Consider the following 14,740-nt stretch of genomic DNA (forward strand, 5'->3'; position numbering starts at 1 on the left):
ATACAATAGATTAAAAACTTGGTTGGGTTGCAAAAATTTTATAATTTTGCAACCCAATTTTATTATGTAAATTAAAGAAGAAGATGGATATTAAAAGAGTAGCAATAGACGCTGTAAACGAGACAATCGTTATGAACGTTGTTCATATGGATTATAAAGGTCAAGTAGCAAAAAGAATTAACGAAAAAATGCCTTTAGCACAAGTTAAAGGATTTAGAAAAGGGGCAGTGCCTAAAGATCTTGTTGAAAAACAATACGGAAAAGCTATTAAGCAAGAAGAGATCAAAAAAGTAGTTGATTTGGCTTTAGAGCGTTATATTCAATCTGAAAGATTAAATCTTTTAGGAACTCCTCTTGCTAAAGTAGACGAAAACTTTAACTGGGATGCTGAAGAGTTAACTTTCGAATACGAAATTGGTTTAGTGCCAAACTTCGAAATTGATCTTGAAGCTAAAAATAATATCGTAAAATATATCGTTACTGCAGACGATAAATTAATCGACGGACAAGTGGAGCGTATCCAAAAACAATTTGGAAAAGCAGTTCCTCAAGAAGTTTCTGATGCTAAATCTGATTTAACTGGAACTTTCTCAAACGAAGCAAACGGAATCGATAATACGACTACAATTTCTGTTGATGCATTTAGCAAAAAAGCTCAAAAACAATTCACAGGTAAAAAAGTTGGAGATGTTGTTACAGTAAGCACAAAAGGTTTATTTGAAGACGATCACCAATTAATGGATTACTTAAAAGTAGGTCACGAAGGTGTTCACGGTTTAGATGTTGAAGTAAACTTTACTATCAGCGCCATCAACGGTTCTGAGCCAGCTGAATTAAACCAAGAATTATTTGATAAACTTTTTGGAGAAGGAAATGTGGCTTCTTTAGAAGATTTAAAAGCTAAAATTAAAGAAGATGCTGAAGCGCAATTCGCTCAACAAGCTGACCAAAAATTATTATTAGACGTTCAGGATTTCTTGATCGAAAACACAAAATTTGATTTACCAGCTGAATTCCTTAAAAAATGGTTGCAAACTGTAGGAGAGAAAAAACTTTCTGCAGAAGAAGCTGAAGTTGAATACGCAAGATCTGAAAAAGGTTTACGTTTCCAATTAATCGAAGGAAAAGCATTGGCTCAAAGCAATATCCAAATTACATTTGATGACTTGAAAGAGTTTACATCAGGCGCAATCAGACAGCAAATGGCTCAATTTGGTCAAACAAACCCAACTGAAGAAGAAGTTCAAGGAATCGTGGCTAGAGTTTTATCTAACCAAGACGAAGTAAAAAGACTTTCTGAGCAAGTTGTAGCAGCTAAAATGCTAGATATTTTCAAAGAAAAAGCTAACCCAACTACTAAAGAGGTTACTTACGAAGAATTTATTGCTGCTTCTTACGGAGAATAAATTTAAGTCTGAAAGTCTAAAGTTGTAAAGTCAAATTTTAAGATTTTATTACAGAAACTGAAAGATAAAAAAAGTTATATTTGAGCGTCAAAAGATATTTTTGACGCTCTTTTTTTGTTTTAAAAAGATCGTTGTTTTGAAATAATTATTTCTTAAATTTCAATAACGAAACTTCTATTATAAAAAGAAGACAAATTGGCATCTCTTATAAAAAGGTATGAACTTTGTTTAATTCGTTTAAGTCACATGCTGACTTTAGACTTTTCAACTTTAAACTAAAAATATGAACTACGGTAAAGAATTCAAAAAATTTGCTACAAAGCACCAAGGAGTAAACGCAATGTATTACGATAAAATCGTAGCAGCGATGACACCAACAAACATGACTCCATATATTATCGAAGAGCGTCAGCTGAATATTTCTCAATTAGACGTTTTCTCAAGATTAATGATGGACAGAATTATCTTTTTAGGAACTGGTATTGACGATCAGATTGCTAATATTGTTCAAGCTCAGTTGTTATTTTTAGAAAGCGCTGATGCTTCAAAAGATATTCAAATTTATTTAAACTCTCCAGGAGGAAGTGTTTATGCAGGTTTAGGAATTTACGATACTATGCAGTACATCAAACCAGATGTAGCAACAATCTGTACCGGAATGGCAGCTTCTATGGGAGCAGTTTTATTATGTGCAGGAGCTGCTGGAAAACGTTCTGCATTACCTCACTCAAGAGTAATGATTCACCAGCCATCTGGAGGAGCGCAAGGTGTTGCAACAGATATGGAAATCAACTTACGTGAGATGTTGAAATTAAAAGATGAATTATACAACATCATCTCTCAACATTCTGGACAAACTTTTGATAAAGTGCACAAAGACAGTGAGCGTGATTACTGGATGAAAGCAGATGAAGCAAAAGAGTACGGAATGATTGACGAAGTATTAAGAAGAAGCTAAGAATTAGTTTCAGGTCTCATGTTTCAAGTTGCTTCGGCAAATCTGAAACCTGAAACTTTAAACTTTAAACAAAAATATTAAGCTGTAAAGAGCTAAGTTTTTAAGTTTTAGGTCAAAAAGCTTAGAAACTTAGTATCTTTGCAGCTTAGTAACTTAAATATAGAATGGCAAAAGTAGTATTAGAATGTTCGTTTTGTGGAAGAAAGAAGCCAGAAACTAATTTATTAATTGCAGGTATCAATGCACATATTTGTGATAAGTGTATTGAACAGGCTCACGGAATTGTTTTAGAAGAATTAAAATCTAGCGGAAGCGCGAAACTAGTTGGGGACTTAATTTTAAAGAAACCGAAAGAAATTAGAGCTTTTCTAGATCAATATGTTATTGGTCAAGACCAGACGAAAAAAGTAATGTCAGTTGCGGTTTACAATCACTACAAACGTTTAATGCAACAGCAATTAGACGATGAAGTAGAGATCGAAAAAAGTAACATCATTATGGTGGGTCAGACAGGAACTGGAAAAACATTAGTGGCAAAAACTATTGCTAAAATGTTAGATGTTCCGTTAGCAATTGTTGATGCAACTGTATTGACAGAAGCTGGTTATGTTGGAGAAGATGTTGAAAGTATTTTGACACGTTTACTTCAGGCTGCAGATTATGATGTGGCTAAAGCAGAAAGAGGAATCGTATTTATTGATGAAATTGATAAAATTGCCCGTAAGAGCGATAATCCATCAATAACTCGTGATGTTTCTGGAGAAGGTGTTCAGCAGGCTTTATTGAAATTATTAGAAGGGACAGTTGTAAACGTACCGCCAAAAGGAGGACGTAAACATCCAGACCAGAAATTTGTTGAGGTAAATACTCAAAATATCTTATTTATTGCTGGTGGTGCTTTTGATGGGGTAGAACGTATTATTTCAAAACGTTTAAATCGTCAGGCAGTTGGGTACTCAACTTCTAAAAATGCTGACAATATAGATAAAGACAATTTGTTGCAATATATTATCCCAAAAGACATTAAAGACTTTGGTTTAATTCCTGAGATTATTGGACGTTTACCAGTTTTAACGCACATGGATCCTTTGGATAAAGCAACGCTTCGTGCAATTTTGACACAGCCTAAAAATGCGTTGATCAAACAATATCAGAAGTTATTCTTAATGGATGATGTTGAGTTTACAATTACCGATGAAGCTTTAGATTTTATTGTAGATAAAGCTTTAGAGTATAAACTAGGTGCGCGTGGATTACGTTCTTTGTGTGAAGCTATCTTAACAGATGCCATGTACGAACTGCCAACATCTGATGATATTAGTCTGACAATCGACAAAGAATATGCAGAACATACGTTAAGTAAAAACTTATTGAAACGTATGGAGATTGCTTCTTAAATTTTAAAATCAACTTTTTCAAAGATTTAAACTTTGGTAAAGATCAATTTATAGAACCTGCTCATTTATTTGAGCAGGTTTTTTTATATACTTTTTTAATTCTATTTTCGTTTGTGCTTTTGTGTAAATATTTGATATGAAAAGAATGCTTTTTATAATTTGTCTGGTATTTGTTTTTTCTTGTAATAAAGAAAGCAAAAGAATAACTGTTTCTGAAAATAAGCATAAAAGCGAAGCAGTTTCATTAGAAAATCCTCATATTGAAGTTAATTACAGTAATTATTATAAAGAAGCAGCATACTATTGTAAAGTCAATAATTTAAATCAAGATAAATTTATTTTGATTGATCTCGGATTGCATTCTGGTTATAAAAGGTTTTTTGTTTACGATTTTAAAAAGAAGGAAGTCTCAAAATCGTATATGGTAAGTCATGGTTGTGGAGATAATCGATGGGGAGGAACTTCCTCTAAAAATAACGCAAGTATGAGTAACGAATTTGATTCGCATTGTTCTTCGGTTGGAAAATATGTTGTTTTAGATCGTGGTGTAAGTCAGTGGGGAATAAAAGTAAATTATGTTTTGCAAGGAAAAGAAAAAAGCAATTTTAATGCACGAAAACGTGCTATTGTTTTGCATTCTTGGGAAGCGGTGTCAGATGATGAAGTTTATCCAAAAGGAACACCAGAAGGCTGGGGCTGTCCTGCAGTTTCAAACGAAAGCATGAGAGAGATCGATGAACTTTTGAAAGCCAATAAAAAAGTACTCCTTTGGGTTGTTAAGTCTTAAAGCAATTCTGAAAAACAAAAGTTCTATTTTAGCCCTGATCGAAACGGCATCCTTTTGTTGTGGGGTTCACAACAAAAGATACAGTGTAGAGCAGGACGAAACGTTCTTATGAAAACGAATTGATCTGCTCCTTAAAATTATTGCACTCTAAATTTTTCTCGATATTCAATAGGTTTCATACCGACCATTTTATAAAATACTTTTCTAAAAGCTTTTGGATCATTATATCCAGTTTTCTCGATGATTTCCGAAATTGAAAGCTGAGTTTGTTCTAAGTATTTCTTTGAGCTTTCGACCCTGATATTCTGTAAATATTCAATCGGAGGAATTCCTGTTACTTGTTTGAAACGTCGAGTCATGTTTCGGGCACTGGTCGGGATATCTTTTGTGATTTCTTCCAGTTTTTCGATAGAATGATACTGATTTTCAATTTTTTGTTGCAATAGTGCAACTAAAGAATCATTGTGCAAATGATTGGGTCTAAAGGTGCTGAAATAACTTTGTTTATATCGATTCAAATCGATTGAAAATATTTTAGCAATTTTAACCGCCATTTCGTTACCGCAGAATTTCTGAACCAAAAGAATCAATAAATGAAAAGTTGAGGTAGATCCGCCGCTGGTGTATAAACTTCCGTCTGCAGTCAAAGTTTCCTCAGGTTTTAATTTTACCATCGGAAAAGCTTTGGTAAAGGCACTGCAAGCGTCAACATGTGTTGTGGCCAATTTTTCGTTCAATAAACCAGAAGCAGCAAACAAAAAAGCTCCAGTGCAAAAACTGGCTAATTCGGCTCCGGCTTTATGCTGTTTTTGCAACCACGGAATAAAGTTTCTATTCTTTTTAATCATCTCGCTCATATTATCGGTAGTAAAAGCGGGAATTAAAATTAAGTCTAAAAGACTTTCTGAAGTTTCAATAGCATTGCTTTTATATCCAAATAAATTTCCCTGATCCGTTTGCTCTTGCGACTGAAAAATCATAATCTCAAATGGTTTTTTGGTTCCAGCAGTAAGTTTATTGGCAGTTTCAAATACTTCCAAAATCGCTGCAATACTCAGTAATTTATAATCGTGAGGTATGATTAAACCTAGTTTCGTGCTCATGATATTTTGGTTTTTTGGAATTTCAATATCATACAAAAATAAGCAAATTGTCTCAAATGCCCCTAAAAATGACTTTTATTGGCATTTTTAAGTAATCTTAAAAAATTAAATTTGTTTTAATTAATTCGTAATTTTATAAAGATGAAAACAAAAATCTTCTTAAATCTTGCTGTAAAAGATTTAAATCGCGCAATATCTTTTTTTAACGAACTTGGCTTTTCGACCAATCCGAAATTTACTAATGACAAAGGAGCGTGTATCGTTATAAGCGAAAGCATCTTTATTATGCTTTTAGTAAAAGAGTTTTATCAAACCTTTACAAAGAAACAAATTTGTGATTCTACAACAACCAGCGAAGCTCTTATAGCGCTTTCTGTAGAAACACGAGAACAGGTAGATGAAATGATGGAAAAGGCCATTAAGGCCGGAGGAACAGATTACCAGCAATCTCAAGATTATGGCTGGATGTACCAAAGAACTTTTCTAGATGTAGACGGACATCACTGGGAAGTTTTCTTTATGGATGAAAGTCAGATTCCAGCTAACATGTAATAATCAATTAATAAATCACAAAAACGATAAAAATGATAACAATAAAAAACACTGTCAACGCATCTCTTGATAAAGTTTGGAATTTTTGGAATACTCCAGAACATATTACAAAATGGAGCTTTGCTTCTCCTGACTGGCACACACCTTATGCTGAAGCTGATTTGAGAGAAGGAGGAAAATTCAAATCGACTATGGCGGCAAAAGACGGAAGCATGAGTTTTGACTTTGAGGGCGAATTTACTTTAGTAAAACCAAACGAAGCATTATCTTATGTTATGGGAGACGGAAGAAAAGTTGAAATCACTTTTACAGAAACGGCAGATGGTGTTGAGATAATTGAAAGTTTTGACCCAGAAACACAAAATCCAGAAGAAATGCAACGCGCTGGATGGCAGGCCATTTTGGATAATTTTAAAAGTTACGTTGAGGCTAATTAAGGTGCAAAGAAGCAGAGTGACAAAGGTTTAAAGGTTAAAAATAGAATGCTAAATAATACTAATATGGTTTAAAAAAGAAATAAATATCTAACCCAACAAAAAAAAACAAAAAATGACAAAACAAATATGGTTGAATCTTCCTGTAAAGGATGTGGCAAAAGCGAAAGATTTTTTTTGGAAAATAGGTTTTTCGTTTAATGAACAGCATGACACGCCAAGTTCGACGTGCATGATTGTAGGTGAAGGACATTTTGTAGTAATGCTTTTTGAAGAAATGCTTTTTTCAAGCTTTTCGCAAAATAGTGTTACAGATACGAAATTAAGCTCAGAAGTGTTGATTTCGATTGATGCAGAAAGCAGGGAAGAAGTCGATGAACTAGCAGAGAAAGTCAAAGAAGCCGGCGGAAACGTTTTTGCTCCTCCTGCCGAAAGTCAGGGCTGGATGTATGGCTGTGGTTTTGCCGATTTGGATGGTCATCGTTGGAATGTTTTATTTATGGATTTTAGTAAATTACCAGGTTAAGATGGAAAAATTAGTATTTAATATCGAAATAAAGGCTTCAAAAGAAAAGATTTGGAAAGTCTTATGGGATGACGAAACATACAGAAAGTGGACGAGTGTTTTTGCCGAAGGAAGTTATGCTGAATCGACTTGGAATGAAGGGGACAAAATTTATTTTTTAGGTCCTGGAGGAGCAGATGGAATGAATAGTCTGATTGAGACCAAAATTCCGAATGAATATATGGCTTTTAAGCATCTTGGCGAAATCAAGGATCATAAAGAAGTGCCACCAAATGCGGAAACAGAAAAATGGAGCGGTGCAATGGAAACTTACAGACTGACTCAAAAAGGAGATGTTGTAGATCTTCATGTTGAGGTGGATGTAATTGAAAAACATATTGATTACTTCAAAGATTCATTTCCGAAAGCAGTGGAATTAATTAAAGAATTGTCTGAGAAGTAAACTAGAAGAGAGAGCGAAAAGAGAAAAGAGAATAGAAGAAAGAGAATTTACAATTTACAATTGATAATTAACAATTAAAAAAAAAATATCATGGCAACAGCAGTCAACCCCTATTTAATGTTTAACGGAACATGTGAAGAAGCATTTCTGTTTTATAAATCAGTTTTTGGCGGAGATTTTCCGTATATCGGAAAATTTAAAGATGCTCCCGCAGAAGAAGGTGAAGTCCTTTCTGAAGAAGCTTTGAATAGAATTATGCACGTATCTCTTCCAATTGGAAGTAGTATTTTAATGGGAAGCGACACACATCCAAGATACGGAGATGTCGGTTTTGGCGATAATTTTTCTGTTTCTATTAATGCAGAGAGCAGAGAAGATGCCGATAAAATCTTTAACGGACTTTCGGCTGGAGGAAAAGTAGAAATGCCGATGAACGACACTTTTTGGGGATCTTATTTTGGAATGTTTAAAGATAAATTCGGCATCAACTGGATGGTGAGTTTTGATAAAAATGAAGGAATGAAATAACATAAAAGTTACGTTATTTTAATAATAAAAGATAATTGTTAAATTACTCGAAAAAGCACATTTATATGTGCTTTTTCTTTTCAAAAAAACAAAGATTATTCTTTTTTATCAACGAGAGATTGCCGATTTTTGTCGCTTCATAATCAAGAAAGAAAAATGGCAGCAGAAGATAAAGAAATAATTTTATTAAAAGTTTCAGGACATGATAAAATTGGAGTTACAGCAGGTTTAACGGCTGTTTTGGCAGCATATGATGCTAATATATTAGATATTGGCCAAGCCGATATTCATGATACGCTTTCTTTAGGAATTTTGTTCGAAATTGCTGCTGGTTCTTCTTCGGCACCCGTTTTAAAAGATCTTTTGTTTAAAGCATACGAATTGGAAATCAAAGTGAAATTCATTCCAATTTCTATCGAAGATTACGAAACGTGGGTAAAATCACAATCAAAACAACGTTATATCATCAATATTTTAGGTGAGAAACTCGCAGCTTCACAATTGTCTGCAGTAACTCAAATATTGTCAGATCAAAATTTAAATATCGATTCTATTATCCGATTAACTGGAAGAACTTCAATTGTAGAAAAAGAAGAATATCCGCGTTCTTGTATTCAATTGTCTGTAACGGGTGAAATTGTAAATAAGATCATCATGACAGCGAGTTTTATGGAGATCTCTAGAACGTTGAATGTTGATATTTCTTTCCAAGAAGATAACATTTATAGAAGAAACCGTCGTTTGGTTTGCTTCGATATGGATTCGACTTTAATTCAAACCGAAGTAATCGATGAGCTTGCAGAATTGAATGGCGTTGGAGATCAAGTTCGAGCGATTACAGAATCGGCTATGAATGGCGAAATTGATTTCAACGAAAGTTTCAAAAAACGTATGGCTCTTCTAGAAGGTTTGAGCGAAGAAGTCTTGCAAAATGTTGCAGTTAATTTACCAATAACACAAGGGGCGCATCGTTTAATGAAAGCGTTAAAATATTATGGCTATAAAACTGCCATTCTTTCGGGAGGATTTACCTATTTTGGAGAATACCTTCAAAAAGAATTAGGAATAGATTACGTTCACGCCAATCAATTAGAAATAAAAGATGGTAAACTAACAGGTAAATATTTAGGTGATATTGTTGACGGTCAGAAAAAAGCAGAATATCTAAAAGCAATTGCCGAAAAAGAAGGAATCCACATCAATCAGACTATCGCGGTTGGCGATGGAGCCAACGATCTGCCAATGCTAAATTTAGCAGGTCTTGGAATCGCTTTTCACGCAAAACCAAAAGTAAAAGAAAGCGCCTCAACTTCAATTTCAAGTTTAGGTCTTGATGGTGTTTTATATCTTTTAGGATATCACGATCGATATATTGATATGATGTAAGTTTTCATGTAATTTATCTACTATAATCAGAATAAAACAGAACCTCAGTTCATCAAAAAAGAACTGAGGTTTTTTATAAGTAGTTTCGATTTGAGGTATTATGACTCGTCAGTCATTGAATCCCAAAAATCTGAATCCATTTTCTTAATTTCAATAGTTTGCTCCACTTGCATTCCTAGTCCATAATCATAAATATAACTTGCTAAATTTTTTCCGTCAATTAATACAACAGTCGTATTTCCAAATAAATTTTCGACATACTCAATAGCACCTTTAGAAAAATAGGATGTCGTTATAAAAACACCTTTATTGGATTGTGCAACCGCTAGTGCTCCTACAAATTTTTGAATTTCTTCACGTCCAATAGCAATATCAAGACGATATCTTTTAGCTTGAATATTTATTCTTCCAAAACCCAAGATATCTTCTTTTACAATTCCATCAATCCCTCCATCATTAGATCTTTGCGTCACTAATCCTGAATTTTTTATTTCACCACCATATCCCATTTTTTGCAATAATAGCACAACTAACTTTTCAAAAGCAGTTGGTGTTTTACTTAGAATTGTTGTTAGGATTTCATCATAAATAGAATTTCTAATATTACTAAAAGATGTATATAATTTTTCTTGAGGAGTTGACCCATCATTTGTGTCAATTATTGTGATTTCAGGATTTTTGTTTATTTTTTTTGTTCTGTCGCGTTTTGCAACTTCTACATCAACATATGTATTAATTTTTTCTGGACTCTTTAGCATTTCTACGCCCTTAGAGTTTATTCTGTAATTACCCCTTGCAGGCTTGTCTAAAAGACCTGCCATATTCAGATAGCTTAATGCCCAAGATATTCGATCATAAAAGATATGCCCATTTCCGGAAGTATACATTTCATTTTTTTCTTGTTCCGTTAATGAAAATTCTTTAGAGAGAGGTTCAATAAAATCTTTTAATTTCATTGTTGATCCATCTAGTAACAAATTTAGCGCGGGGACTCTTATCTCATCATGTCTTGGGATTGGCATATTTTAGAATTTTTGATATTAATCGATTAAATAATTTCTATGATTTGAAAATTTCAGATTTTACTTTCTCGATTCCAACTCCCTTTTCATTTCCTTTAAATTCTTAAGATTCAAGAAAAGAATAGGCAATAAGGCGACAGGAATAACATTCATAGCGCTAAAACCTTTCATAAAAACAATGAATATATTAAGAATGAACAGCATAAAAAGTACAACGCAAAAAATCGTATTCACGGTTTTTAATGTCTTCTGATTTTTAATCAGTTCTTCATTGCTCATTTCGCTGAATTTTGTGTCTTTCATTTTATAGTTGTTTTAGCACATTTCTTTCAATTGTTCCAAATAATCCCTCTGATTCGAAAGTCTCGGAATCTTATGCTGACCGCCAAGTTTATCTCTTTCTTTCAGCCAATCGTAAAAAAGATTTTCGCGGGCAACATTCACCACCAAAGGATTTAATGTCATATTGTTGTAGCGTTTCGCTTCGTAATCAGAATTTAGAGTTTGTAAAGTCTCGTCTAGAACTTTTTGAAAAAGACCTACATCAGCAGGGTTTTTCTTAAATTCAATCATCCATTCATGAGCGCCTTTTTCTTTATCATGCATAAAAATAGGAGCAACCGTATAATCGATAACTTCTGTTTGTGTAACCTGGCACGCTTTTGCAATAGCTTGGTCAGTGTTTTCGACCATTAATTCTTCGCCAAAAACATTAATATGATGTTTGGTTCTTCCCGTAACTCTAATTCTGTACGGATTTAAAGAAGTAAAACGAATCGTGTCGCCAATTAAATAACGCCACAAACCAGAATTAGTAGTAATAACAATTGCGTAGTTTTTATTCAATTCTACATCGGCCAGACGAACTACTTTTTGGTTTGGAGTTCCAAAAGTATCCATCGGAATAAATTCGTAGAAAATTCCATAATCCAACATCAATAATAAATCGCTTGAGTTATTTAAATCCTGAATAGCAAAGAACCCTTCAGAAGCGTTGTAGATTTCATAATATTTAAAATCTTTACTTGGTAAAATTTTCTTGTATTGTTCTTTGTACGGAGAAAAACTTACTCCGCCATGAAAATAGACTTCAAGATTCGGCCAAATTTCCAATAAACTCTGTTTGCCAGTATTTTCTAAAACTTTATTCATTAAAACCAGCATCCAAGAAGGAACTCCAGCAAAACTGGTTACGTTTTCATTTTTAGTTTCGTTGATAATTGCAGCCATTTTAGTTTCCCATTCGCTCATTAACGAAGTTTTACTGCTAGGCGTACTGCTAAATTCAGCCCAAATAGGCATGTTTTCAATCAAAATTGCCGATAAATCGCCAAAGAAAGTATTGTTGTTTTCATAAATCTGAGAACTTCCTCCCAAACGAAGGCTTTTACCCAAAAACAATTCAGAATCTTCATTATTATTCAAATACAGACACAAAAGGTCTTTACTTCCTTTATAATGACAATCTTCCAAAGCTTCGTTACTTACTGGAATAAATTTACTTTTTGCATTTGTAGTTCCGCTAGATTTGGCAAACCATTTAATTGGCGTTTCCCAAAACACATTTTGCTCGCCTAAACGCGTACGTTCGATTAGCGGTTGTAATTCTTCATAAGTTGCAATTGGAACTCTTTCTGCAAAGGTTTGATAAGAGTTAATACTCGAGAAATCATATTGTTTTCCAATAACCGTATTTTCAGATGCCGTCAATAAGTTGTGCAATAATTCTTCCTGAACTTCATTTGGGTATTTTAAAAAAAGCTCTATTTGATGAATCCTTTGTTTAAGAACCCAAGATGCAAACGAATTGATAATAGATAAAGGCATGAATCTGTTTTTTAGTTAGCTAATTTTAGGTTTTAAATCTTACAATCTATATAAAACAAAAAACTTAAAATTTGAATATCGATAGACAAATAGTAACTTTGTCTTCATATCAAAAATAATATTTTTTTGTAATAAACAATTCGATTTAAGGTAAAGATTCTACCTAATAAGTCGAATTTTAACACAAAAAATTTAAATCTTTTGATAAATCTAAATCAGCAATTATAAATAAAAAATACGAATGCAATATCAAGGCGTACTCACAAAAATGCAAACCGAACTTGGAAGTCCAATTCAATATTATTTGGTTTTCGAAGATAGTTTCTTAAATGTTAATCAATTATTAGATAAAGAAATTGAAATCAATTTTGTGGGCTGTCAATGCTTAAATTGCGGTAAAAAGAAAAAAATATACCGACAAGGTTTCTGTTACGAGTGTTTTTATTCAAGCCCTGCAGTAGGAGATTGGATTATGAGACCAGAATTGAGTACAGCGCACTTAGGAATTGCAGATAGAGATTTAGAATATGAATCAAAAGCGCAATTGCAGCCACACGTGGTGTATTTGGCTTCGGCTTGTGAAATAAAAGTTGGAGTGACTCGCAAATCGCAAGTTCCAACTCGTTGGATCGATCAAGGTGCTTCTCAGGCCATTGCCATTGTTGAGGTTCCGAACCGATATTTGGCAGGAATAACAGAGGTAGCATTAAAAGACCATTATACAGACAAAACCAATTGGAGAAAAATGTTGCAAAACGCTGTTGAAAGTTTTGATTTAATTGCAGAGAAAGCAAAAATCGAAAGTTTAATTCCAACAGAAGTTAGGGATTATTTTTATGCTGAAAAAAATGATGTTTATGAACTTCAGTATCCCGTTTTGAGTTATCCGGCTAAAGTGAACAGTTTAAATCTTGATAAAACACCTTCTTTCAGCGGAAAATTAACTGGAATTAAAGGTCAGTATTTGTTATTTGAGGATGGTACCGTTTTTAATATTCGCGGTTCTGAAGGGTATGTGGTTTCAATAAATGTCTAGGTTTTCTAAGGAGTTGTCGATGTTTATTGCATAATCGTCTATTAATTTGTTAATTCTGTGATAATTTATTGTAATTTTAGCTCAATTCCAAAACACAAAAAGGTGTAAATGATGATACATTTGGTTACAATTTTGTAACAAATGCTTATTGGAAGAATTTATTTTTAGATAATAAAAGAAGGTAGATTTGAGACTGCCACTATTTCTAAAATTTAATTAAGATTTTATAATTAATAAATTATTCCATAAATGAGTATTTTAAGCAAAATAAACGTACACAGACGTAGCATAATGCGGAATCTGACTAAGAATGTTGGAAAGACAAATATGCAGGACGATTTTATTTTGGTCGATAAGAGCGAGATCAAAAAAGTTCTGATCTGTAGACCAAATGGAAGATTAGGAAACCTTTTGTTAATCACGCCACTTGTTCAGGAAGTGTCTGAAATGTTTCCAAATTGTAAAATTGATTTATTTGTAAAAGGAAATTTGGCTCCAATTATTTTTGAAAAATACGATACTGTTGACAAAATAATTCATCTGCCTAAAAAACCATTTAAAAGTTTGTTGGCCTATTCAAAAGTCTGGATTTCATTAAAGAGAACACCATATGATTTAGCGATTAACGTAGATCAAAACTCTTCTTCTGGACGATTAGCAGTTCAATTTTCAAATGCCAAATACAAGTTTTTTGGAGACTCAAATGAGGAAGAAACAGAGCATAAAAGTGATTTTGAACATATTGCAAAATATCCTGTTTATAATTTTCGCAATTATCTTTCAAAATTGAGACTACCAACAAACAGCAACAAAATAATTGCTCCTTTAGAACTTAAATTATCTGCTTCTGAAATTGCAGAAGGCAGAAAGATATTAAGTGAACTAACGAATAACGATAAAAAGACGATTTGTATTTTTACCTATGCAACGGGAACAAAATGTCTGTCGGAAGAATGGTGGGAAAAATTCTATTCTCAACTTACTTCAGAGTATAAAGACTATAATATTGTCGAGATTTTGCCTGTAGAAAACGTATCGCAAATTGGATTTAAAGCACCAACATTTTACAGTAAAGATATTCGAGAAATAGGATCTGTTATTGCAAACGCAGATTTGTTTATTGGTGCCGACAGCGGAATTATGCATTTATCAAGTTCAGTACATACACCAACTATTGGATTGTTTTCTGTATCTAATTTGAAAAAATATGAACCGTATGACAATTGTAGTATCGGAATAGATGTTAATCTCTACACGAAAAAACAATACATAAAAACAATAAATTCAATTTTGAATAACGGTAGATTAAATTTTTATTCAAGAGCGATATAATAAA

At 33.1% G+C, this 14,740-nt stretch carries 16 protein-coding genes; 12 read left to right on the forward strand and 4 right to left on the reverse strand.

Annotated features, from left to right (window positions below; genetic code table 11):
• The first annotated feature begins 83 nt into the window (after window positions 1-83).
• The 4 genes from SOM12_RS05950 to SOM12_RS05965 all read left to right on the forward strand — a co-directional run bounded on the left by SOM12_RS05950 (window position 84) and on the right by SOM12_RS05965 (window position 4,548).
• Window positions 84-1,406, forward strand: a complete 1,323-nt coding sequence (locus SOM12_RS05950) for a trigger factor (protein ID WP_320492747.1) — start codon at window positions 84-86, stop codon at window positions 1,404-1,406.
• Window positions 1,407-1,689: 283 nt separating this feature from the next.
• On the forward strand, window positions 1,690-2,364 hold the full coding sequence (gene clpP / locus SOM12_RS05955; RefSeq protein WP_095927869.1) for an ATP-dependent Clp endopeptidase proteolytic subunit ClpP: 675 nt from the start codon (window positions 1,690-1,692) through the stop codon (window positions 2,362-2,364).
• A 164-nt stretch (window positions 2,365-2,528) separates the two neighbouring features.
• Entirely contained in the window at window positions 2,529-3,761 is a 1,233-nt protein-coding gene (gene clpX, locus SOM12_RS05960; protein WP_095927868.1) for an ATP-dependent Clp protease ATP-binding subunit ClpX, read from the forward strand.
• 145 nt (window positions 3,762-3,906) lie between these two features.
• A complete protein-coding gene (locus tag SOM12_RS05965) occupies window positions 3,907-4,548 on the forward strand; it encodes a murein L,D-transpeptidase catalytic domain-containing protein (RefSeq protein WP_320492748.1) in 642 nt (213 codons plus the stop codon).
• Between the two features lie 137 nt (window positions 4,549-4,685).
• Here the strand turns inward: SOM12_RS05965 and SOM12_RS05970 are convergent, their stop codons facing one another.
• Window positions 4,686-5,651 carry a GlxA family transcriptional regulator gene (locus tag SOM12_RS05970; protein ID WP_320492749.1) on the reverse strand — a complete coding sequence of 322 codons (966 nt, stop codon included), beginning with the start codon at window positions 5,649-5,651 and terminating at the stop codon, window positions 4,686-4,688.
• A 141-nt stretch (window positions 5,652-5,792) separates the two neighbouring features.
• Here SOM12_RS05970 and SOM12_RS05975 point away from each other — a divergent pair, with 141 nt between their 5' ends.
• The 6 genes from SOM12_RS05975 to serB all read left to right on the forward strand — a co-directional run bounded on the left by SOM12_RS05975 (window position 5,793) and on the right by serB (window position 9,519).
• Window positions 5,793-6,203: a VOC family protein gene (locus SOM12_RS05975; protein ID WP_320492750.1), complete on the forward strand. Its 411-nt coding sequence runs from the start codon at window positions 5,793-5,795 to the stop codon at window positions 6,201-6,203.
• A gap of 32 nt (window positions 6,204-6,235) precedes the next feature.
• Window positions 6,236-6,640 carry an SRPBCC family protein gene (locus SOM12_RS05980; protein ID WP_095927864.1) on the forward strand — a complete coding sequence of 135 codons (405 nt, stop codon included), beginning with the start codon at window positions 6,236-6,238 and terminating at the stop codon, window positions 6,638-6,640.
• Window positions 6,641-6,752: 112 nt separating this feature from the next.
• Window positions 6,753-7,163 (forward strand): VOC family protein, encoded by a 411-nt coding sequence (locus SOM12_RS05985; RefSeq protein ID WP_095927863.1) that lies wholly within the window; start codon window positions 6,753-6,755, stop codon window positions 7,161-7,163.
• Window position 7,164: 1 nt separating this feature from the next.
• On the forward strand, window positions 7,165-7,605 hold the full coding sequence (locus SOM12_RS05990) for an SRPBCC domain-containing protein (protein ID WP_320492751.1): 441 nt from the start codon (window positions 7,165-7,167) through the stop codon (window positions 7,603-7,605).
• Between the two features lie 90 nt (window positions 7,606-7,695).
• Entirely contained in the window at window positions 7,696-8,133 is a 438-nt protein-coding gene (locus tag SOM12_RS05995; RefSeq protein WP_095927862.1) for a VOC family protein, read from the forward strand.
• A 156-nt stretch (window positions 8,134-8,289) separates the two neighbouring features.
• On the forward strand, window positions 8,290-9,519 hold the full coding sequence (gene serB, locus SOM12_RS06000; RefSeq protein ID WP_250834083.1) for a phosphoserine phosphatase SerB: 1,230 nt from the start codon (window positions 8,290-8,292) through the stop codon (window positions 9,517-9,519).
• Between the two features lie 98 nt (window positions 9,520-9,617).
• Here the strand turns inward: serB and SOM12_RS06005 are convergent, their stop codons facing one another.
• The 3 genes from SOM12_RS06005 to SOM12_RS06015 are packed head-to-tail and all read right to left on the reverse strand — an operon-like array spanning window position 9,618 to window position 12,368.
• Entirely contained in the window at window positions 9,618-10,541 is a 924-nt protein-coding gene (locus tag SOM12_RS06005) for a restriction endonuclease (protein ID WP_320492752.1), read from the reverse strand.
• Window positions 10,542-10,601: 60 nt separating this feature from the next.
• A complete protein-coding gene (locus SOM12_RS06010) occupies window positions 10,602-10,844 on the reverse strand; it encodes a redox-active disulfide protein 2 (RefSeq protein WP_320492753.1) in 243 nt (80 codons plus the stop codon).
• A gap of 12 nt (window positions 10,845-10,856) precedes the next feature.
• Window positions 10,857-12,368 carry a GH3 auxin-responsive promoter family protein gene (locus SOM12_RS06015; protein WP_320492754.1) on the reverse strand — a complete coding sequence of 504 codons (1,512 nt, stop codon included), beginning with the start codon at window positions 12,366-12,368 and terminating at the stop codon, window positions 10,857-10,859.
• Between the two features lie 241 nt (window positions 12,369-12,609).
• Between SOM12_RS06015 and SOM12_RS06020 the strand changes: the two genes are divergently transcribed.
• The gene (locus SOM12_RS06020; RefSeq protein ID WP_095927858.1) at window positions 12,610-13,404 is read left to right on the forward strand and encodes a DUF2797 domain-containing protein; all 795 of its coding nucleotides are present in this window, start codon (window positions 12,610-12,612) and stop codon (window positions 13,402-13,404) included.
• A 249-nt stretch (window positions 13,405-13,653) separates the two neighbouring features.
• Window positions 13,654-14,736, forward strand: coding sequence for a glycosyltransferase family 9 protein (locus SOM12_RS06025; RefSeq protein ID WP_320492756.1), 1,083 nt, complete (start codon window positions 13,654-13,656; stop codon window positions 14,734-14,736).
• Window positions 14,737-14,740: the final 4 nt, after the last annotated feature.

It is taken from the genome of Flavobacterium sp. CFBP9031 (assembly GCF_034044945.1).
Classification (GTDB): Bacteria; Bacteroidota; Bacteroidia; order Flavobacteriales; family Flavobacteriaceae; genus Flavobacterium.

Coding starts and splice junctions, on each gene's coding strand:
- SOM12_RS06020 (WP_095927858.1), top strand. CDS start 12,610: ATGCAATATCAAGGCGTACTCACAAAAATGCAAACCGAACTTGGAAGT.
- SOM12_RS05950 (WP_320492747.1), top strand. CDS start 84: ATGGATATTAAAAGAGTAGCAATAGACGCTGTAAACGAGACAATCGTT.
- SOM12_RS05985 (WP_095927863.1), top strand. CDS start 6,753: ATGACAAAACAAATATGGTTGAATCTTCCTGTAAAGGATGTGGCAAAA.
- SOM12_RS05990 (WP_320492751.1), top strand. CDS start 7,165: ATGGAAAAATTAGTATTTAATATCGAAATAAAGGCTTCAAAAGAAAAG.
- clpX (WP_095927868.1), top strand. CDS start 2,529: ATGGCAAAAGTAGTATTAGAATGTTCGTTTTGTGGAAGAAAGAAGCCA.
- SOM12_RS06010 (WP_320492753.1), bottom strand. CDS start 10,844: ATGAAAGACACAAAATTCAGCGAAATGAGCAATGAAGAACTGATTAAA.
- SOM12_RS05975 (WP_320492750.1), top strand. CDS start 5,793: ATGAAAACAAAAATCTTCTTAAATCTTGCTGTAAAAGATTTAAATCGC.
- SOM12_RS05980 (WP_095927864.1), top strand. CDS start 6,236: ATGATAACAATAAAAAACACTGTCAACGCATCTCTTGATAAAGTTTGG.
- SOM12_RS06025 (WP_320492756.1), top strand. CDS start 13,654: ATGAGTATTTTAAGCAAAATAAACGTACACAGACGTAGCATAATGCGG.
- clpP (WP_095927869.1), top strand. CDS start 1,690: ATGAACTACGGTAAAGAATTCAAAAAATTTGCTACAAAGCACCAAGGA.
- SOM12_RS05995 (WP_095927862.1), top strand. CDS start 7,696: ATGGCAACAGCAGTCAACCCCTATTTAATGTTTAACGGAACATGTGAA.
- SOM12_RS06005 (WP_320492752.1), bottom strand. CDS start 10,541: ATGCCAATCCCAAGACATGATGAGATAAGAGTCCCCGCGCTAAATTTG.
- SOM12_RS05965 (WP_320492748.1), top strand. CDS start 3,907: ATGCTTTTTATAATTTGTCTGGTATTTGTTTTTTCTTGTAATAAAGAA.
- serB (WP_250834083.1), top strand. CDS start 8,290: ATGGCAGCAGAAGATAAAGAAATAATTTTATTAAAAGTTTCAGGACAT.
- SOM12_RS05970 (WP_320492749.1), bottom strand. CDS start 5,651: ATGAGCACGAAACTAGGTTTAATCATACCTCACGATTATAAATTACTG.
- SOM12_RS06015 (WP_320492754.1), bottom strand. CDS start 12,368: ATGCCTTTATCTATTATCAATTCGTTTGCATCTTGGGTTCTTAAACAA.